17 protein-coding genes are annotated in these 20,652 nt (G+C 48.9%); all 17 read right to left on the bottom strand.

The window, feature by feature from the left end; genetic code table 11:
- Positions 1-75 precede the first annotated feature (75 nt).
- Positions 76-1,221 carry a glycoside hydrolase family 88 protein gene (locus AC0YNS_RS13175; protein WP_475781446.1) on the bottom strand — a complete coding sequence of 382 codons (1,146 nt, stop codon included), beginning with the start codon at positions 1,219-1,221 and terminating at the stop codon, positions 76-78.
- A gap of 15 nt (positions 1,222-1,236) precedes the next feature.
- Positions 1,237-3,078 (bottom strand): hypothetical protein, encoded by a 1,842-nt coding sequence (locus AC0YNS_RS13170; protein WP_475781445.1) that lies wholly within the window; start codon positions 3,076-3,078, stop codon positions 1,237-1,239.
- 24 nt (positions 3,079-3,102) lie between these two features.
- On the bottom strand, positions 3,103-3,852 hold the full coding sequence (kduD, locus tag AC0YNS_RS13165; RefSeq protein ID WP_475781444.1) for a 2-dehydro-3-deoxy-D-gluconate 5-dehydrogenase KduD: 750 nt from the start codon (positions 3,850-3,852) through the stop codon (positions 3,103-3,105).
- Between the two features lie 2 nt (positions 3,853-3,854).
- On the bottom strand, positions 3,855-4,622 hold the full coding sequence (locus AC0YNS_RS13160) for a DeoR/GlpR family DNA-binding transcription regulator (RefSeq protein WP_475781443.1): 768 nt from the start codon (positions 4,620-4,622) through the stop codon (positions 3,855-3,857).
- Between the two features lie 33 nt (positions 4,623-4,655).
- Positions 4,656-5,489 (bottom strand): 5-dehydro-4-deoxy-D-glucuronate isomerase, encoded by an 834-nt coding sequence (gene kduI / locus AC0YNS_RS13155; protein WP_475781442.1) that lies wholly within the window; start codon positions 5,487-5,489, stop codon positions 4,656-4,658.
- 104 nt (positions 5,490-5,593) lie between these two features.
- Complete coding sequence (locus AC0YNS_RS13150; protein WP_475781441.1) at positions 5,594-5,887, bottom strand: hypothetical protein; 294 nt, start codon at positions 5,885-5,887, stop codon at positions 5,594-5,596.
- Between the two features lie 96 nt (positions 5,888-5,983).
- Entirely contained in the window at positions 5,984-6,811 is an 828-nt protein-coding gene (locus AC0YNS_RS13145; protein ID WP_475781440.1) for a carbohydrate ABC transporter permease, read from the bottom strand.
- Between the two features lie 4 nt (positions 6,812-6,815).
- The gene (locus tag AC0YNS_RS13140) at positions 6,816-7,676 is read right to left on the bottom strand and encodes a carbohydrate ABC transporter permease (RefSeq protein WP_475781439.1); all 861 of its coding nucleotides are present in this window, start codon (positions 7,674-7,676) and stop codon (positions 6,816-6,818) included.
- A 71-nt stretch (positions 7,677-7,747) separates the two neighbouring features.
- A complete protein-coding gene (locus tag AC0YNS_RS13135; protein WP_475781438.1) occupies positions 7,748-9,112 on the bottom strand; it encodes an ABC transporter substrate-binding protein in 1,365 nt (454 codons plus the stop codon).
- Between the two features lie 98 nt (positions 9,113-9,210).
- Positions 9,211-10,791, bottom strand: coding sequence for a response regulator transcription factor (locus tag AC0YNS_RS13130; RefSeq protein ID WP_475781437.1), 1,581 nt, complete (start codon positions 10,789-10,791; stop codon positions 9,211-9,213).
- Positions 10,772-12,493, bottom strand: a complete 1,722-nt coding sequence (locus tag AC0YNS_RS13125; RefSeq protein WP_475781436.1) for a sensor histidine kinase — start codon at positions 12,491-12,493, stop codon at positions 10,772-10,774. The genes AC0YNS_RS13130 and AC0YNS_RS13125 overlap by 20 nt, the downstream gene beginning before the upstream one ends.
- A gap of 135 nt (positions 12,494-12,628) precedes the next feature.
- The gene (locus AC0YNS_RS13120; RefSeq protein WP_475781435.1) at positions 12,629-15,661 is read right to left on the bottom strand and encodes a discoidin domain-containing protein; all 3,033 of its coding nucleotides are present in this window, start codon (positions 15,659-15,661) and stop codon (positions 12,629-12,631) included.
- A 544-nt stretch (positions 15,662-16,205) separates the two neighbouring features.
- A complete protein-coding gene (locus AC0YNS_RS13115; protein ID WP_475781434.1) occupies positions 16,206-17,177 on the bottom strand; it encodes a glycoside hydrolase family 43 protein in 972 nt (323 codons plus the stop codon).
- A gap of 117 nt (positions 17,178-17,294) precedes the next feature.
- On the bottom strand, positions 17,295-17,741 hold the full coding sequence (locus AC0YNS_RS13110) for a divergent PAP2 family protein (protein WP_475781433.1): 447 nt from the start codon (positions 17,739-17,741) through the stop codon (positions 17,295-17,297).
- Between the two features lie 142 nt (positions 17,742-17,883).
- The gene (locus tag AC0YNS_RS13105; protein ID WP_475781432.1) at positions 17,884-19,539 is read right to left on the bottom strand and encodes an S-layer homology domain-containing protein; all 1,656 of its coding nucleotides are present in this window, start codon (positions 19,537-19,539) and stop codon (positions 17,884-17,886) included.
- Positions 19,540-19,565: 26 nt separating this feature from the next.
- Positions 19,566-20,138, bottom strand: coding sequence for a hypothetical protein (locus tag AC0YNS_RS13100; RefSeq protein ID WP_475781431.1), 573 nt, complete (start codon positions 20,136-20,138; stop codon positions 19,566-19,568).
- Between the two features lie 35 nt (positions 20,139-20,173).
- Positions 20,174-20,626 (bottom strand): anthrone oxygenase family protein, encoded by a 453-nt coding sequence (locus AC0YNS_RS13095; RefSeq protein WP_475781430.1) that lies wholly within the window; start codon positions 20,624-20,626, stop codon positions 20,174-20,176.
- Between the last annotated feature and the right edge of the window lie 26 nt (positions 20,627-20,652).

Here is a 20,652-nt window from a genome sequence, read left to right as displayed (position 1 = left end):
GGCGGCTGGGGCTGCGGAACGCGGCGACAAAATGATGCGTGATATGCAGCATTTCCTATAGATGCGGGACTGTTATTACTCCCAAGGAATCGTGATGTCCCCTTTGAGCCTCGCCAGGCCTTCAACAAAGTAATAGTCGCCGTAAATCAGCGGTACGTCGACATTCTTACGCTCCGGATAATGACTCGTACCGTGCAAAATAAGTCCTTCTTCCAGATCATCGTCAAAGGCTCCGTAATTCCGATAGAGCGACTCCAATATACGCTCACCCGCTTGCCTGTAGCTGCGCGATTCCGCATCTGGTACAAGTTCGGAGATTAACAGCAAGCCGCATGCTGCACATGCGCCAGCGGAAGAATCGCGCAGCGCTTGCGTCTCAAGCGGCGCGCGGAAATCCCAGGCCGGGACAGCATCTTCGGGCAGCTGTGAGAGGAAGAAATGCGCCACTCGTTTGGCGGCTTCTATGTAATCTTGACGGCCCGTATGCTTAGCAGCCAGCGCAAGCCCATAGATCGCCCATGCTGTCCCGCGTGACCATGCAGATTCCGGGGCATAACCTTGGCCGCCGATATATTCGGCTACCTCACCGGTCTGAGGATCGAAGCGAACGATATGCCGAACTGACCCGTCCGGGCGAATGAAATGTGCGAGCACTGTGCTCATATGCGCTTCCGCGATATGGGCATAACGGGGATCACCGCTTTCCCGCGAAGCGAAGTAAAGCAGCGGCAGATTCATCGCGCAATCAATGATGGCGAGACCAGCATTGTTATCTCCTTCCCGCCAAGGATTCCACGCGCGGATATAATTGCCCTTCAGATTAAAGCGGCCTGCCAAATGGCTCGCCGCTTTGAAGGCTCGCCTGCGCGAAGTTTCACTGCCGCTCAGCTTGTAATTGATGATGCTGGTTAGCGTCCACATGAAACCTGTATCATGATCAAGATGGTCAAAGCCATCAAGTACAGCGTCAAGCTTGAGCTCGCATTGCTCGGCAAGCTCTTGAAATTCCGGATTGCCGTCACGCAGCAGCCACAGCAGCCCCGGCCAGAATCCCGCCGTCCACCAATGAGGCTGCTCTAATACATAACGGCCACCTTGGCTTGCATGTGGGAAATTGGCTCCGATTCGGACACTGGTACGTTTCACCTTCAGGATCGTCTGCTCCCACGCCTCATTCACCCATGATGTTGCTATTGTTTCCGAATTTGCAGTTTCCGCCATGCCATACCCACCTGCCTATTCTAGAAATTTGAATTGAAAAGCAAGCTGAATTGCAGCATCGCCCTCAACCCTGTCTTCTCTTCGATCCAAGTAAATGCGAGAGTAGCTCTCTTCCTGACCAAAGTGGTTCGAGTAAGTTCGCTCCTCGATCCGGACCCCGTAACAGCCAGGTTCGTATTCAAGCCTAGCGGCATGGCGTTCGCCTTGCAGCCTAATTCGTCCATCAGCCATCACTTCCGGCTTGGCGCGGGTGATGAACGTCTCCGTAATGGGTGCGGGATTCCCGCTAAAATAAAACGTATCCCGCAGCTCTAGAATGGGCCGTTCGGTACTCTTATGCCAGCTGAATCGCCGCCGATAAGAGATCAAACCGCTGCTTGGATAACACGAGGCCAGCTCCAATTCGAAGTGATCTTCTTCTTCACCGGTATGCGCTTTAAGAACGACTGCTGCACTTTGTGCGCCAACTGCTTGAAGATGTCCGCCTATGATCGGCAGCGAATGACCTTGCGCCCCGTTGCAATCATAGCCGTAACGCCCTGCGCCGAAGTAGTCGGCTGTATATTCACCGCTGCCAAGATCGGCCGCGAATGCCGGGTCTTCATCCGCGAGCAGTATAAAATGGCCAACATCAATATGGTTATGCGGCTCGTGGTTTGTGCCGCCTTTGGCTGCAAACCCGAAGCTGCCCGCGGCTGTCGTACAACGTGAAACAAGCCACTTCGCATCCGGCAGAAACCAGCTTCCGGACAGCCAGCTCTCCGCTCTTGGAACTTGCGGTTGATGCCAGATGAAATTGCGCAGCGCATGGGCGAAACGCCAGCAATGATCATCACTAAAGCTTGCCCGAATGGTGAGCGGAGGATATTCTACTTCATCATAATAAGAGGCCAAATAATCCGAGAGTCCGAGATGAACATTCACAACAGGAACCGCGTCCGAGAAATTAGCAGGCCGATTGCCGACTAAGTAGCAGCGCTGCTGAAACTGCGCAATCGCTCGCACCTTGTTGTCCGCGAGCAGGTTCGCTTTGCCGCCGGTTCCCCGGTTCAACAGATCAGCGAAAGCAACGAAATAACCGAATCCGTAATTCCAATATCCCGGACCTTCGAGGCAGGCACCATCCTCGCCAAAGCCGGACAGATAATGCCCCATAGTGACAATAGCTCTCTCCAGGATAGCAGCAGCTCGATCGGAATCCGGCTCCATGAGAAGTGCAGCGGACGCGACGGACCCAGCACAAACCGCAGCCCAGTTATGATCCGCCGTTTCCCAGTGGTACGGCCCATAATTCAAATAAGGTACGAACAGACGTCGATCCACTTCAAGACGTATCGCATCCTGAAGCGGAATAGAAAGATGCCCCTCACAAGATATCGCTAGAATCTCTGAGAGCGCGAACCCGGTCTCAGCAGCGAACAGATCGATGTGGCGATCAATCGCCTGACCTTTCATATGGGCAGGCAAGCACCAAGTCGTCTCCTCTAGGATTGCCGCAATGATTTCCTCCAGCGCGACGATGTAGCGTTTCTCGTTCGGATACAAGAAGTGAAGCATCGCGAAGGTTGCCAGCCGCCTTCTCCGCTGGAAGTAGACGCCTTCGTACAACAACCGATTCCCGGTTCTCTCATAGAGCGCATATAGCTCAGGCGTAAGCTCCGGTATTGGCGCTTGTACCAGAAGCTGCTCTTCCTTCTCTACTTCCCGCACCATGTCGGCAAAATGAGGCGATCCTGCAATCTCCTGCCACTTGGCAGCGCTTATTGCATCCGCTCCGTACATACACAGTTCGGCAGAACGTCCTTCCTCGAGCCAGCTCATCAGATTATCCTTCGTCCAACCGATCGCCTCTGCCACGCGCTCGCCTCCTGCTGAATTAAACTAGCGTGCCAACCATCCGCCATCCACGCAGAGGACATGGCCGTTCATATAATCGGATGCTGCCGAAGCAAGGAACACAGCAGGTCCCTGCAAATCCTTCGGCAATCCCCACCGGCCTGCCGGAATCCGCTCCAGAATTGCTTGTCTCCGCTTCTCATCGGCCATGAGCGGAGCTGTATTGCGCGTATCGATATATCCGGGCGCGATCGCGTTCACTTGAATGCCTTTGCCGCCCCATTCATTGGCGAGCGCCTTCGTGATTCCGGTTACGGCATGTTTGCTTGCCGTATAACCCGGTACATTAATGCCGCCTTGGAAGCTGAGCATCGAGGCGATATTGATGATTTTGCCGCTGCCTCTGGCAATCATATGATTGCCTGCCAATTGGCTGAGGAAGAAGACGGCATTCATGTTCAGGTCGATGACATCGAACCAATCGGAACGGGAATGCTCCACTGCCGGAGAACGTCGAATCGTTCCCGCATTGTTGACCAGTATATCGATGCCGCCGAAACAGGCTGCCGCTTCATGAAACAACGGCTCTAAATGATCGAGCTGACTCAAATCCGCGGAAATTTGCGAAGCAAGTCCGCCGGTACTGCGAATCATGTGAACCGTCTCATCGCTGTTCGAAGCGGAAACCGCCACGATGGAAGCACCCGCTTCAGCCAGTCCGACCGCGATTGCTTGGCCGATCCCGCCTGAAGTGCCGGTGACCAGTGCTGTTTTGCCAGTTAAGTTAAAGCTCATCCTTATGTTCCCTTCTCTCCTATAAGAAGTGTCGCTCCTTCTTGCCGAAACTGCTCTGCTGTCTCCGGCGAAATGCCGGAATCCGTTATGATCGCGCTAACCTCGCTTAGCTTCGCGAATGTGAAGAGCGCGCCTTGACCGAATTTGTAATGATCCGCCACGACGTAGGAGGTCTTGGCTGTCTCCAGCCATGCCTGCTTAATGTCTGCCGATTCGCCGGAGTAGATCGTAAATCCGGACTGCGGATGGATGGCTGTTGCAGACAGGAACGCTTTGGCAATGTTCAGCCTGCGAATATAGGCCGCCGCCTCAGCGCCGATCAGCATATTGCGAATTTGATAGCCGCCCGGTACGACCAAACGAATCGACGTTCGCCTGGCAAGCTCCGCAATAATAGATAGATCATTCGTGACGACCGTGAGCGGCTCATCCGGCAGCAGCTTGGCAATCGCAAGCGTTGTGCGCCCGCCATCGAGAGCGATAACCTCGTTGGCTGCAATCAGCGAAACCGCCAGCTCTGCAATCTCTTGATGCTCGGCTGCGTATGGCGCTTCTTCTTGCTTCATCGACAGGATGCCCAGCTGATTCTCCTGCGCCAGGACCGCTCCACCGTGAATGCGCTGCAGCAGCCCCTTCTGTTCCAGCTTCGCTAAGTCCTCGCGAATGGTCTTGCCCGTCACCTGCAGCTGCTCGCTGAGCTCAGTGACCATCACTTCTCGGGAGATGAGCAGTATTTCCATAATTTTCTCATATCTACGCAAAGGGTTCATCGGAAACCATCACTTTCATGCTGAATTGTCTGTTTAGCGTAAGTCTTTCATTGCGACGGCGTCCATGTCCTCGAAGGTCTGGTTCTCTCCCGCCATCCCCCAAACGAACGTATAACTGTTCGTCCCCACTCCGCTGTGAATCGACCAGCTCGGGGAGATGACCGCTTGCTCATTGCGCACGACCAAGTGGCGGGTTTCAGCCGCTTCGCCCATGAGATGAAACACCGCGCCGTTATCCGGCATATCGAAGTAGAAATATACTTCCGACCTGCGGTTATGCGTATGGCACGGCATTGTATTCCACATGCTTCCAGGCTTCAGCAATGTCATGCCCATCACGAGCTGACAGCTCTGAATGCCGCCTGTGTGAATGTAGCGGTAAATGGTTCGCTCATTGGAATTCTCCAAGCTGCCCAGATGATTGGGGGATGCTTCGCTAATCGCTGCTTTCACAGTCGGATACGTCTGATGTGCCGGAGCGGAATTCAAATAATATTTGGCAGGCTGCGAGCCATCTTCACTTGCGAAGCTGACTTCTTTCGCGCCGCGGCCAATGTACAGGCAGTCCTTGCTATCCATGGCATAGACTTCTCCGTCCACCGTAACCGTACCCTTGCCGCCGACATTAATAATCCCAATCTCCCGGCGCTCCAGAAAGGTTGCCGCACCTATGGTAGCCGGATCGACTGCGAGGCTCACGGAACCATTGACCGGAACTGCACCACCGATAATAAAACGATCCACATGCGAGTAGCTAAGCTTGAGTTCGTCAGCGGCGAATAACTGCTCAATCAGAAACTCTTCGCGAAGACGAGTAGTGTCAAATGCCTTTACTTCATTAGGATGCGAGGCATAGCGGATTTCCATGTGAGAATATCTCCTTTTTATGTTCATATGAGTTCATTTGGTAATATATATGTTCATTTTAATAAAGGGATGTCTATTATGCAACAACAAAAAAACGCATCTATTTAAGCATGCGTTTCAGTAGAAATGCGAAGCGGCATCCTAATTCCCTGCGAAATACTTGCGAATAAAGTATGTCGGCGTACAGCTCCAGGCATGACAGTAGCTGTGCCATAGATACAAGCTGCGAACAGGACATTCCACTGCGCCAAGAACCCGAGCATCGCTACCGGAAGCGGGGCATCCATCGCTTTCGTTATAAACACCATATTAAAGAAATAATCGTTCCAAATCCATACACCTTGCGTAATAACTACCGATACCGTTACCGGCAGAATGAGCGGCTTGACGCCGATCAAACAAAAATCCCTAACCCGCCAGATCATACGATCTACGGGCTAGGGAATCAAATTCTCCTAGACCTACACTTTTAGAAAAAGTCCTGATTTTTCGGCCTACGATTTTACCGTAATTTGCATCCCTTTAATAAAGTTCTTCTGAAGAGCAAAGAACAGAATCAGGGTAGGAATAGACGTCACTAGGATACCTGCCATCAGCGTTGTAATTCCCGTTGAGATGTAGGTACCTTGCATGGCGGCAAGCCCCGACATGATCGGACGAATATCATCGCTTCGTGTTAGGATCAATCCGAAGATCAGATCATTCCATATAAACGTGAATTGGAATAAGAACAGGACGGAGATCGGCGGCACCAAGAAGGGGAAGATGATCCGAAACAGAATTGCGATTGTCGAATAGCCGTCCAATTGCGCGGCTTCCACATATTCTCGCGAGATGGTCGTCATAAAGTTACGCAGCAAGAACACGCAGAACGGAATACAGATGGCGGTATAGAACAAACACATGCCGAGGAACGTATCATAGATGCCGACCTTCTGAAAACCCGAAAACAAGGGAACAAGGTACATTTGGAAAGGAAAGATCGTGCCGCTATAGATCAGCAGGAACCAGTAGAAGGAGCCTTTCAAGCGAAGAACAACCAGGCCGTAAGCCGCAAAGGCAGAGATCAGAATGCTGGCCGTTGCCCCCACTACACCATAGGTAAAGCTGTTTTTCACATATTTGGTGAGCTTCCCTGCATTCATCGCTTCCTCTATGTTCTGGAAGAGGTGAAAGCCCTTCGGCCACGCCCACATGCTTCCATTCATGAAGTCGCCTATCGATTTCGTCGAATTCATCAGAACCAATACGACCGGTGCAATCCAAATAATAGCTAATGTGATGACAATGATATACTTGATCCCATTTACAAGACGTTTCATGCCCTCACTCCTCGACTATCGTTTTCTTCAAATAAAACCAAGATGCAACAATGGATAATACCGTTAAGAGAATAGAAATCGCCGCACCTTGTCCGAAGTGGAACAGCATGAAGGATTCGCGATACATCGTAACGGCCAACGTTTCCGAAGAACGGTAAGGTCCGCCTTGCGTCATGACCCAGATAATATCGAACGTCTTAAAGCTATTAACCAGCGCCAGCCCCATCACAACGATCGTAACCGGGTTTAAGAGAGGCAGCGTTATTTTCCAGAACATTTGGAAGCGGTTCGCACCGTCAATCGCGGCAGCCTCGAACGGATCCTTCGGCAATGATCCTAAACCAACGAGGAACAACAGCATATTCGTGCCGGCTCCCTGCCATATGGAAGCAACAAGCATCGCGAACGTATTATAGTAAGGCGTACGCAGCCAATCTTTAGCCCAAGATTCAAGCCCGATGTGCGTGAGAAGATAATTGATTCCGCTTGAGGAGAACAGAAAGATCCAAATGACGCCGACTACGGTAAGCGACATCGCGTAAGGCATATAAAACAGATTTTTGAAAAACCGCTGTCCCTTCATTTGCTGCAGCAAAATGCTGAGCAGAAGCCCCAGTCCAACCGGAAGCACCAAGGACAATGCTACCCACATGAATGTATTCTTGAGCGATGTAATGTACGTCACATCACTAAATACTTCAATGTAATTACTCAAGCCGACCCAGTGAGATCTCGTTAAACCATCCCAATCCGTGAAGCTGATATAGAAGGTGTAGATAACGGAGGAAACAAAAAAAACAGTGATCATCAAGGCGGCAGGTAATACATAAAGCAATGCTTCTCCGTGTTTCTTGAAGTAGTTCATCTTGTCACACTCCCATGTGTCCCGATAATAAGCAGGGTTAAGAGGCAGTTATCTCCCCTTAACCCTATTAGCTATTTTTTCTGTTCTGCCCAGTATTTCTCTGCCTTCTTCTCAATGTTGTTCAGGACATCCATGTATTGGTCCGGATTGAGCATGAAGCGAATAAATTCACTTGAACCGTACTCGGAAAGCTCGGAAGGCGTTGCTTCCCAGTAACGAGTAATGGCTGTGTAGCTGCCTGAAGAAATGTTGTCTACCAGCGCCTTAATCGTTGGGCTGCTTGCTTCTACATCCTTACGAGTAGGCACGCCGCCGAATACCTTGAGCAGCTTCTCGTTTGTATCTTTGTTCGTTAACGAAATGGCAGCTTTAATGGCGTCGTCGCGGTTTTTAGCATTTTGCGATACTAGGAAAGGCGTGATCTCAGAGATGACGGTATTGCCGGCTTCCGGCTTAATGGCAGGCATGATGAACGAGCCATATCCTTCTTCAGGCTTCATTCCTACGCCGTTCAGGAAGCTCTCGTACCAAGTGCCCACCAAGTACATGCCGATTTCGCCTTTCACGAATGCCTGTGGAATTTCGGCATCCATCGTCATCGGTTTCGAGAAGTAGCCTTTGTCGTACATCGATTTCCACAGCTCCATCACTTCTACCATTTCAGGATCTGTATATTTCGCTTGACCGATAACGAGTTTGTTGTAGAAATCAGGATAGGAGTGAATGAGCAGATCCTCGAACCAGATAAAGCCGTTCCAAGTATCTTTGATCGAAGTGCCGAATGGCGTAATGTTCTTCGCTTTCAGCGTATCGCTGATTTTCATCAATTCGTCCCATGTCTTCGGTGGTGTTAAGCCATTATCTGCGAATACCTTCTTGTTATAGAAGATCGTCCAATAATGAGCAGAAGCCGGAATTCCGTAAACCTTGCCATCGACTGTCAATGGACCTGCGAGCGAAGGCAGAATGCCATTGCCGTCCGCGCTAAGCTCTTTCCACTGCTCCGTCATATCAGCCAGGTTTCCGCTGTCCGCAAGCTCCTTTAATTTATAACCGTTCCACCATTTGAAGAGATCAGGCGCTTCTTGTGTAGTGAATCCAATACGCACCGCGGTTTGATAAGCTGTTGTGTCCGTGTAAGGAACACCTTCGAAGGTTACGTTGTCTGACGCTTGAACAATAGGGTTGATTTCCTTCAGGTAATCCGTAAGTGGCGCAAAGTCATAGTAGAATTGCGCGTTTATTGGCTTTGCTTCTTCAGTCGCAGCTGCATTATTCGTCGTATTCGTCGAATTGTTAGTAGTCGCAGCTGTATTGGTTTCTGTCGCTGCCGTATTGTTCGACCCGGAATTATTGTTGCTTGAGCAACCCGCTACGACAAGGGATAAGCTTGACAGCGCTACCAAACTGCTGAGCAACACGTTTTTCTTCTTCATTCTTTGGTTCCCCCCATTTGTTTTGACTGGACCATATGAATTGTCTACTGCTTCATTGTATAGGGGTATCGGTTTGGTTCCCATCTAGGAAATATAGATTATCTTAGAGTATTTATAGTTCTATATTCTTGAGGGGATGCACCGCAGTATTTCTTGAATAGTGTGGAGAAATAAGCCGCGTCGTTATAGCCTACCATTTCCGCGATCTGATAGGTTTTCAAATCGGTGTGGACTAACTGCTTCTTGGCTTCGCCCATTCGCACTTCAGTTAAGTATTCTATAATGCTTTTGCCTGTTTTCTTCTTGAACATCACACTTAAATAAGCCGAGTTCATGTAGATATATTCCGAGATTGAAGTTAAGGTAATATTCTCGCTGAAATGCTCCCGGATGTACTTCATCACTTGCTCCGATGTTCGATTCTCGATTTTCCCCTTCTTGCTGTCCGAGCTGATCTCCTTAAGCACCTTGATTAGAGGATTCATCCTCGCATAGAAGGAATCTGCCGACTCCATGATGCCAAATTCCGCACCCAGATCGTACTCCTGATCCCCCAGCTCCTTCACGAAATGTCGCAGCAAGGAATGGAATACAATGATGACTTCTTTCTCCATGGCTGCAATGGCTTCGAGCGTCAATTCTGCCTGTTTCAACCCTTCGTACCATTGTTTCAGCCGCTCGATGACCGTATCCGCTTGTTCCAGATCGAACAGCTCCGCTAATTGATCCATATAAGGCTTAATGGAACGGCTTGTAATTCGGCTTGCTTGCGAGTAGAAAACAATGACATGACTATCGGAGATCAGACGGACCTTCAGAACCCGCGTCGCTTCTTGGTAACCGATTGACAGCTGTCGCAGCTCGTGCGTATCGGATATGCCAATCGAAACCGAGATTTTCAACAGTTCTCTGCTTTTCATCACAATCTGGCTGCATAATGCATGTATCTGCTCTTCGTCCATAACGCCTTCATACAGCACGACCAGCACCTCCTGATCGTCATAATAGCATGGCGCATAACCTGTTAGTTCCTCTACGATATTGTGAAGGGCGTACTTCATTAACGTCCAATCGCTTTTGCCATACTTACCCTTCGTTTCCGACTTCTCTTCAATTTGAATGGCAAATAGCGAGTAGCTGGATGCCTTCAAATGAATACCAATAGTCTCAGCCTTGGTTAGGATGGTCTCTACCTGGTGCACCTTGTCGTGCTGTATGAAATTTCTCAGAAATTCATGCTGGATGAGATACTGATTCTGATTTAGAATCCCCTTCAGCTTCACTTCTTCGAGCATTTTCTTCTGCATAGCGGTAAACTCGACCTCGATCTTCCCGAGCAGCTCAAGGAGATCATGATACATGATAGGCTTTAAGATATAATCCTTACAGTTCAGTTTCAGCGCTCGCTTCGCATATTCAAAATCATCGTATCCACTCAGCACGATGGAACGTATGGCGGGGTTCGTTTGCATGACTTCCTCTAGGAGCTGAAGCCCGTCCTTCTTAGGCATGCGGATGTCCGTAATGATAAGATCCACGCCAATGTGAGAGAGCTGCTCCAATGCTTCCTCTCCATTACTGGCCACCGCAACGACCGAGCCGTTTAAGCCCATTCGCCCGATCATCTTAACAAGCCCCTCGCGGAGCAGATCTTCATCTTCAACGATCATGATTCTCATTGCGCAGCCTCCTAGGGATTTCAATATAGAACGACGTTCCTATGCCTTCTTCGCTTTCCAACGTAAATTCGAAATCCCCTTCGTACGAAAGCGCGATGCGATTATATACATTTTGCAGTCCGATGCCGCCCGACTGATCCTCGTATTCCCTCAGCTTCATCATCGTGGCGTCGACCGTTTGTTGATCCATCCCCACGCCGGAGTCCTTGACCGAAATAAACAGCCTGCTGTCGCCGGTATCTGTCCACTTCTCTCCTACATGGATGTGGACCAAACCTTCTTTCCCTTTCGGAACAATGCCATGAATTATGGCATTCTCCACGATAGGCTGAATCAATAGACGAATGACCAGCCAATTATTAACGCTTTCGTCGATTTGCAAGTCGAACTGAATGAGCGGGAAGCGGAATTGCATAATCCGAATATAGGTCCGGATATAGTCGCATTCTTGCTTAACCTCGACCCATTCCTCCTGGCTGCCGATCGAGTAGCGCAGCAGTTTGCCGAGCAGGGAGGACATGTCCGAAATTTTATAATTCTCGTCCAGCTCCGCCTGCATCGTAATCGCGCTTAAGGTGTTGTATAGAAAATGAGGATTAATTTGCGATTGCAGCGCTTCGATTTCCGATTTCTTGCGTCTTCGTTCCGTGTCTGTGACGGTTTCGATGAGATTATGAATTCTGCGAACCATAAGGTTGAAGCTGTTGGATATCATGCCGATTTCATCCTTGCGCTTGAAGCTGATCGTGTCGATGATGAAGTTTGTCTTCGAAGCCTGCTGCATAATCTTACTCAAGTTCCAGAGCGGCCTTGTTAAGCGATAGCTGAGCAGATAGACGATGACCATGGTCAATAAGATAAAGACAATATTAGCGAGTAAAATCCATTTGCGGAGCTGATCTACCTTCTGGAATAAGAGATGCTCCGGAACCATGCCGACTAGCTTCCAGCCGGTTAACTCCGAATCGTAGCTGACATGGAATTGCTGCTCTTGGTTGTGCCAATCCATCCGATCGCCGGTCCTTTTCCCATTGAGATCAAAGATAACGCGATCGGTTTGATCCAGAATCAGTAAGTCGCCCTCCTGCAAGAAATTCTCATTGTCCTCCTGCGTAAGGAAATTCAATTGAAAGGCGAGCTGAATCGTAGCCGTAACGTGGAAGGTATTCGGGTTGATAATTGTTCGCGTTACCGAGAACACCGTTTCCCCATCCAAGGACTTGACCGGCGGCCAAACGAGACTGCCCCCATTGTATTCACGGGTGCGATCGATCCAATCTTTATTCGCTTCCACATAATCCTTGCCCAGATGAAAGCGGTTACCATTAATGTCGACAAAATTAACGGCATAGATGTTGTCATCCATCTCACGGAGCATCGACAGCCAGCCATTAATCTGTACGCGCTCATCATAGGGATAACCGTACAGGCCATGCTTGTTAAACCGATGTCTTTCGAAAATGCTCATTAGCGTACTATCATACTCCGGGTTCTTGGTGATTCCGGTGACGAGCTGAATATAACTATCCATCGTTCGCCCTGAGTTATTCGTAATGCCTGTGAGCCATGTAATGGCATCCTTCTGCATCTGTGTCTTTATGGTAGAGAAGGTAAGGAAATTGATGAGGACCGAAGGCAGCAGCACGGTCAGGAGGATAACGAGCATTAACCGATGCTGGAAGGAAAGTGGTTTCCGAATCATGATCGTCTCCTTAATTAGACAAAATTCGCGTTAATTCAAGTATGCTTAAAATTTAAAGAAAGTAAATATCTGTTTTGGACATGAACGCAAAAAACCGCTCCATTTCCGGCTTGGAAATGAAGCGGCAGTCCTGAATTAATTTACACCAAGAACGGTAAATCCGTAAGCGGGCAGTGTTACCGTATAGCTGGTTGACGTAATAGCAGCAGCTGCTCCGCCGTTTAAGAGATCAACCGGAGTCTGTGAGGTGCTGATATCCGTGTTCGCCAGATTCACGGTAATGGTCTGCGAGGAGTTCTGATAGTTTAAGATGACAAGCGCTTTGCTGGTGCCGGTCTTGTTCGTGCGTTTGAATGCGTAATACTTGTTATTATCGTTCGTGTTCAGTTTAACTCTGGAGCCATTCGGCGATAACGCCTTGTAGCTGTTCTGCGCTTTGATCAGCTTGCTTAACATGGTCTGATCCGCGGCCGGCCAGGTCGGAATAATCGTCGTTGTCGGGTCTATCGTATGCTGCCCATTATGCAGGTAGAAGAACGTGCCCATCGTCGTCAAAGTAGCAATCTCGAGCAGCCTTTTGGTCGAAGAAACACCGGCAATCTCCCAGCTTGGCGGAGTCTGCGTAATCCCGTTCACCGCATTGATCGCATCTCGGTTGTTCTTCAAGATCCCGTCTATGGCGTTCGGATTCTGGTTATTGATGGCCGGAATAATCGTACTGTAACCGGAGCCGCCCCAATTCGTAATGTCATAATCCTGCAGCAGGTTATAATGCCAATCGGTAATCATTTCTTGTCCGCCTGCACCTTCGGCATTGCTGGAAATATCATAGTTTCGCAAAACATCCGTGATGCTCGCATTGTTAATCGAGACATTATTGCCGTCATAGACAACGGGAGCATCCAAGACAATGCCGTCAAAGCCCTTATCCATCCAGAATCGGAGATACTTCTTCGCCTCATCCCGCCATTCCTGATTGGCAAAGTTATACGAAGGAATGTTGGAATCCCACTGCGGTGTTGCCGGGTCATCGCCCCAATAAGCCCAGTAATAGGCGTTCGCTCTTGCGCTCCATGTCCAGCGCTCATATGGACTTGGCGTCGGGCTGAAGTGGAACCAATAACGCTCCTTGCTATACACATTATTGCGGTAATCGTCAGCTGCTTTCAGGAACATCGCGGCCGTGTCACGAGCATAACCCGGATTCAGCATGACCACGATACGAATCCCTTTGGCGTGAGCCTGACTAATCAGATTTTCCATTTCGGCCATCGTGCCCAGACTCGAGTCTACCCCGTAATTATCCGTTGCTCCAAGCCCTGCCCATACATCCGGTGCACCCGGATAGGGAGCAACAAGCTCGATTGCCCCATATCCCTTCGACTTCAACGCATCCAGTTGACTGGTCAGGTAATTGAAGGTCTGGTTATAATACTTGGCATAATAGCGCATGACGCCGGAGGTGCTTTCCCACCATTTCGTCGTGACCGGTGAGCCGTAGCCGAATACCTTCAATTCCCCGCTGCACGCCCAGTGCGCAGCCTGCGAGTAATTTACAGTCAATCTGATATAGCGGTAGGTCCCGGTTACATTCGTAACGGAGCTTGTTCCGTTAATCCCCGTCCCCGTCTTATCCACGAGCATCGTCCAATTGGTCTTGTCTGTCGACCCTTCTATCTTAAACTTCCAAATATCTGCGTCGAAGAAATTCTGTTCCAGCCTAGTGATGAGGCTGTTAACGCCTAAATCCACAATAATCCATTGTGGCATTGTTGCGTCAGAGGCAATCCAGTAGCTATTCGGATTCCCGTCGACAGCAATCCATGGCTCGTAGCCCGGCGCCAAGGAGGAAGATGTTACGGATGTGCCCACTGCCAGATTACGTTCAAGCGGCGTGCCAAACACCTTCAGTTCCCCGCTGCAAGCCCAGTGGGCGTTCTGCGAGAACGTTACCGTCAACCGGACGTATCGATAGTTGCCGCTTACGTCTTGTCCCAGGAACGTTCCGTTGATCCCCGCTCCCGTCTTATCCGCAAGCATCGTCCAGTTTACGTTATCCGTGGAGGCTTCAATCTTGAATTTCCAAATATCCGCATCAAAGAAATTCTGCTCCACCCGCTTGAGTGAGCTGATACCGCCCAGATCAACAGTCAGCGACTGAGGCATCGCAGCATCCGTCGCGAGCCAGTAGGTGTTAGGATCACCGTCCACTGCTTTGAAGGTATCCCATCCCGGCTCCGTTGTGGAGGCCGAAGTTGATTTCCCCAAGGCGAGGTTGGCAAAACCGTATACATTGAACTCCGTGCTGCCTGCCCAGAAGCCTGAAGCGGAGGAGTTGATAGTCAATCTAACATAGCGGTAGGTGCCGCTTACTGCCTGCTTGAAGGATTGTCCGGCCGCCGGCGTCGTTCGATCGAGCAGCATCGTCCAGCTTGTATTATCTAGAGAGCCTTCTATCTTAAATCCGAATGTGTCGTAGTCCTTGAAGTTCTGCTCGACAGCCGTCACGATACTAGGACTGCCTAAGTCTACCTTTAACCACTGCGGCGCACTTCCGCTGTTTGCCGCCCAGTAGGTTGACGTATTTCCGTCGCCCGCTTTGCTTGGCTCGTATTTCGCTAAGTTCGTGGAGGCGGTGTATGCTTTTCCTTGTGAAATGACGTAGCCTTCATCAGAACCCATAATCGTTAGCTCTTGGCTGGACGCTGTGTAACCGGAGATTGAGCTTAGGACCGTAAGCTTCACGTACCTGAAGGTTCCGTTCACGCTGTCGCTGAAGGTCCGGCCGGAAGCACTGGTAGACTTGTCCACCAATGTTGCCCAATTGGCATTATCTATTGAGCCTTCAATCTTGTACTTCCACACATCGTCATTCGCGAAGGTTTGATCGATCTTGCTTAAGGTATACAATCCTCCAAGATCAATCTGTAACCACTGAGGCATCGAGGTACTGCTTGCATTCCAATATGTAGTAAGGTTTCCGTCCACCGCTTTGCCTGCGGCATAGGTGGAGCTTTGCGCTGAAGAGGCTGTTGCCGTTCCCGTTAACGCCAAGTTGCCATTCGCTGCATGGGCGATATTCACTTCTACCGGTGCAAACAACGCAAACAGTGTCATCATCATCGCCATCACGGTCATCATAGACATCCATCTGGTATTGCGATTCATCAACGATTCCCCTCTCATTATGAAAACGCTTTCTTACTACGCCATTATACTTCAACAACCAGAAGCGCCAATAGAGAAAATATATTGGATTCTTCTTGAATAATTATGGGGATTGTGCTCGGAAATCTAACTTCTCCTACTAGTCTGCTCTGTAAGCGGAATAGTCTCTTACTGCATACATAACCGACCAAATGAGGTTCCATTAGCGGATTAGTCTCTTACTGTGATAAAAGCTAAGTTAGTTTTCGGGCTGAGAGTCACTTTTTGCGACTTTCAGCCTCATATAGGTGGAGTTTTGTTACTGAGAATATGTTTTTCCGACTCTCAGTGCTCTCCAGTTTTTATTGCACGATATTATTCACTGTTTTCGATACTAAGTAGACCTCTGGGTGAGCTTCTTGAGTGGTTCCCAGAGCTACTCTTCGCTCGAACCCACTGTATTGGGTGAATGGGAAGTTCCCAGCGGATAGTTTTTCTGTTCATCATCTGCCTCTATTCACATAAAAAAGGAACGCAGCCTCTAAGCTGAGTTCCTTTTCCAATGCTATTCCTTATTGGGATCGATCGTTTGGATCGAACCATCCTCGTTGTAATGCAGCTCGGTAAATTTCACGCTGCGCTTATGATCGACTCCTCCGGATAACGAGGCGTCATGGTAGAACAGATACCATTTGTCTTGAAACTCTACGATGGAGTGATGCGTCGTCCAGCCGAGAACCGGTGTCAGAATCGTGCCTTTGAACACAAACGGTCCTTCCGGATTGTCGCTCACCGCGTACACGAGCTTGTGCGTTGTTCCAGTGGAGTAGGAGAGATAATACACGCCTTTATATTTGTGCATCCATGGTCCTTCAAAATACCGGCGATCCTCGTCCCCTGCCGGAATCGGATTCCCATCCTCGTCTACGATCGATATTTCCTTCGGCGATTGTTTGAACGTGAGCATATCGTCGCTCAGCTCGGCCACTTGTGGGCCAAGTGCCGGCGCGTGTGCGTCAGGTCCAGCGGCTTCGGGCAAGTAGGTGCCGGTCTGCCATTTCTCCAATTGCCCTCCCCATAGTCCACCGAAATACATAAATGCTCTGCCATCATCATTCACATATACTGCAGGATCGATGCTGAAGCTTCCGGGAATATAGTTCTCCTCAGCCTTGAACGGTCCGCTGGGAGAAGTACCCGTAGCGACACCAATGCGGAAGATGCCATCGTGGTCTCTGGCCGGGAAGAATAAGTAGTACTTATTATTTCGATAAGCAGCATCCGGTGCCCACATTTGCTTCGACGCCCAAGGCACGTCTTTCACATGAAGCGCTTCTCCGTTGTCCTCACAAGGTGACTCCATATTGTCCATCGACAGTACGTGATAATCTTCCATCGCATACTGGTCGCCGTTATCATTCGTCGGTCCGTCGTGGTCGATGTCATGCGAAGGATAGATATAAAGCTTCCCTTCAAAAACATGGGCAGAGGGATCCGCCGTGTATATATGCGTGACAATTGGCTCATTCGGTTTCATTATTAAACGCTCCTTCTCTATCGCGTAATCGCTTTCATCCTATTATAGAAATGTTTTCACCTCTCATCATCAGGTAAAGTATTGATCTTACTTATAAAACTTTAGTATTTGCCGGCTTTACGAATAAGCATACTGAAGCAAAATACTGATCCCAATGCCAAAAACCGCACCAACAAACACTTCGCTGGGGCGGTGGCCGAGCATCTCTTTTAACACCGGATCGACCTTCTCATGCCTGTGCATGGATAGTTTCTTGGCGATTCGATTCAAGATGGAGGCGTGCTCCCCCGCATGTCTGCGAATGCCGGCCGCATCATACATCGTAATGAATGCAACCATACAGGCGATCGCAAACATACTTGAAGTGAATCCCTCTTTGATGCCGACTGCAGTCGATAACGCTGTTACTGCTGCGGAATGCGAACTAGGCATGCCGCCCGTGCCAAAAGCAAGCTTGAGGTCCATTGTTCGATGTGTAACCAAATAAATAGGAACCTTAATCGCTTGCGCAATGATTATCGCAGCCAAACCAGCGACTAATGGGTAATTATGAATGACGTTCATGGATGCCGACTCCTTACTTCGATATGACCCGAGTAAAAGTATAGCATTTCCATAATATGTTCTTCACATGCATGCAACGCAACGGATTAAACGTTGCTTGAAAGAGCAAATCTTCATAATTATTGTGAATATCCTATCTTTTCTACTTCTTAACATTTAACATCCGAACGATTGCCGAAGCGGCTTCCCCGCGAGTGGACAGTACTTGCGGCGCGAATTTATTGCCTGTAATGCCACTCACGATAATGATGCCGTTCTTCTCGGCCGTGGATATGGAGGCTTTTGCCCACTTCGGGATCATCGCGTCATCAGCGTAGCCGGTTGTCTGTGCTAGATCAGTAGGTAGACCGGAGGCGCGAACGACCATCGAGATCATTTCGGCATGGGTAATATTCGCGTTCGGTCGGAATGTACCGTCCGCATATCCGCTGATGATTCCGAGTTTCACTGCCAGTTCCACCGATGGAACCGCCCAAGCTTTAATATCACCCTCATCCTTGAAGGAAAGTCGCGTACCTTCTCCCATTGGCTTTAGCCCATTCATGAGCATACTCGTGAACTCCGCACGTGTCACATTCGCATCCGGCCGGAAAGTACCGTCCGGATAACCGCTCACCGCTCCTAGCTTCACTGCGATCATGATATCCGAACTCGCCCAGTGCTTATCAATATCCGTAAATTGAATCGTAGGCGTAACCGTAGTCGGTTTCTGATTATCCGCTACAGTTGCGATACAAACAGCAGTAAATCCCCCACTATCAGCCTTCACTGTAATTTTGGCCGAACCGGGTGATATGCCCGTCACTTTACCAGCATTATCGACAGTAGCGACTTCCATATTATCGCTGCTCCACGTCATCTTCCTATTGGCAGCATTCGAAGGTAGGATAGCCGCGATCAGCGCTTCGCTCTCCCCCTGCTTCAGATGGATTGCTTTTTTATTTAACGAGATGCTGCTGACGGCCACTTTATCCATGTCCAAGATATACGTGCTCCATTTATCGTAAAACTCAAGCTCGATTCTCACTTTATTCGGGTCCGGTTCAGTGATTCCAGGAAAATTGGTTATAGCGTCGATTGTATCCAGAGGCCTTTTTTGCGCAATCGTTTTTGCCAGCACGCTAACAACTCCCGGTCTGTTGCTGTCCAGTATATGGAATTGATCAATGACCGGCAGCACCGAGTAAGCGTAGATTGTACTTGTATACTTACTTGTATCTTTGTCGACAAATCGGAGAGGTCCCCTATGATCCATCGTATCTTTTACGTAAAATAGTTTTGAACCGTCAGGCCCATCCCTTGTAATCTGGTAATACGATTCCATATTCGTATTGTCGGTCCAAGCCAGTGAGATGGTACCATCCGTATTCGCCATTGAGGTTAAATCCGTGATCGAACCAGGCTGCAAAATTGTATAAGGGCCGATCTTCAGCTCAGAATAGCTGTCTGAGCCGATGATTGGTGAGAAGGATGCACCGACGCGGAGAATGGCCGAAGTCAACTGTGGATCGATTGGAATAATAATTTCATATCCATCATAATCACTGTTTTTTAGGAAATGCCATGTAAAACCGTTATCGGTGGAATAGTCTGTCTGAACGTCCATGTCCGTCGAAATCGCTCTATCGGAAGTGAAGGAAACATGATACGGTTGGCCTGCGATCAAATAGGAGCCCGAGTTATTGATGGTGAGCTGATAAATATGCGCTGTTGCAAACGTATGCGGAATCGGCCCTATCGCGCACACAAACATCATATAGACTAAGGCCAGTGCCAGTGACTTTTTTACTGAACCCATTGTTTCTCCTCCTTCAACCGCCGATTTCACATAGCCGTAATATCAATGCTGATCTGCGCTTGCTTGCAGTTCGCTTCGTCGTTCGGATCCTTCATGATGGTGATTATGAACTGTCCGGACAATTGCGTTTGGGCTTTCAGAGCTTCGCTCGTATAGGTGTATTTATGGATCTTCGTAGTGGTATCTTCTTCCTCTTTCATGAATCTGGCATCCTTGGGCAGGAATTGCTTGATGAACGCGAGCGCGTCTTCTACGCTCACCTTTTCTTTGCGATCCACGTATGCATTGTATATCGTATAAGCGATTCCAAAATTTTCAAGAACCCGAAGCTTGCCATCCAAATAACCGATGGTCGATTCGTTCTCCTTTTTGACGCCGGTCCCGAACTTGGAATCGAAATAGCTCAATTTCGCGCCAAGTACCGCATCGTCTAAACGATCAGCTTCGCTTGAATGGGATGATTCATTTTTTGCGGTGGTTTCTGGCGCTTGGCTCACCACAGCTTCCGATACAGATTGGTTATCATTGACTCCACAGCCGATAATCAGTGTTCCTAACGTCAATAGTATTAGTCCTAGAATAACTGTTTGCCGTATCACAATAGCACCTCTTTTTATAGGGATTATTTAATAAATCAATATATTAGCAGTCCAATAATAAGTAGGCTTAGCCCGATCAGTCCAGCAATCAACCGTACAATATGCCACTTCCACCAGTCATCTCGCAATCTCATCCAATCTGAGGGGGGATTTTCTATCAACCACGACATTATCTTTGCATTAATGGGTTGATTCAGGAAACGTGTAATGATGCCCGCAATGATTAAACAAATGGCCGCAACAATCAGCAGCAGCATCCTGTTGCGATCATCTCGGGAAAGAACAGCTGAAATGACGGTGAGTATGATACCCACTGCTGCCAATAACGGCAATTTAACATTTAAAGATCGGATTAACTTCTGTTGATGTTCCAGATAAACGGAATATGACATCTGATTAGGATTGACACCAAACCAAATCCCGAACATCGTCCCGACCACAAGTGCCACCAGCAATAAATTAACGGAATAGATAACTGTTTTTATCATTTTTCCTCCAGCATAATAAATAGTCT

The organism is Paenibacillus sp. J22FR21 (genome assembly GCF_056269135.1).
This window is presented reverse-complemented; position numbering and strand designations above follow the sequence as displayed.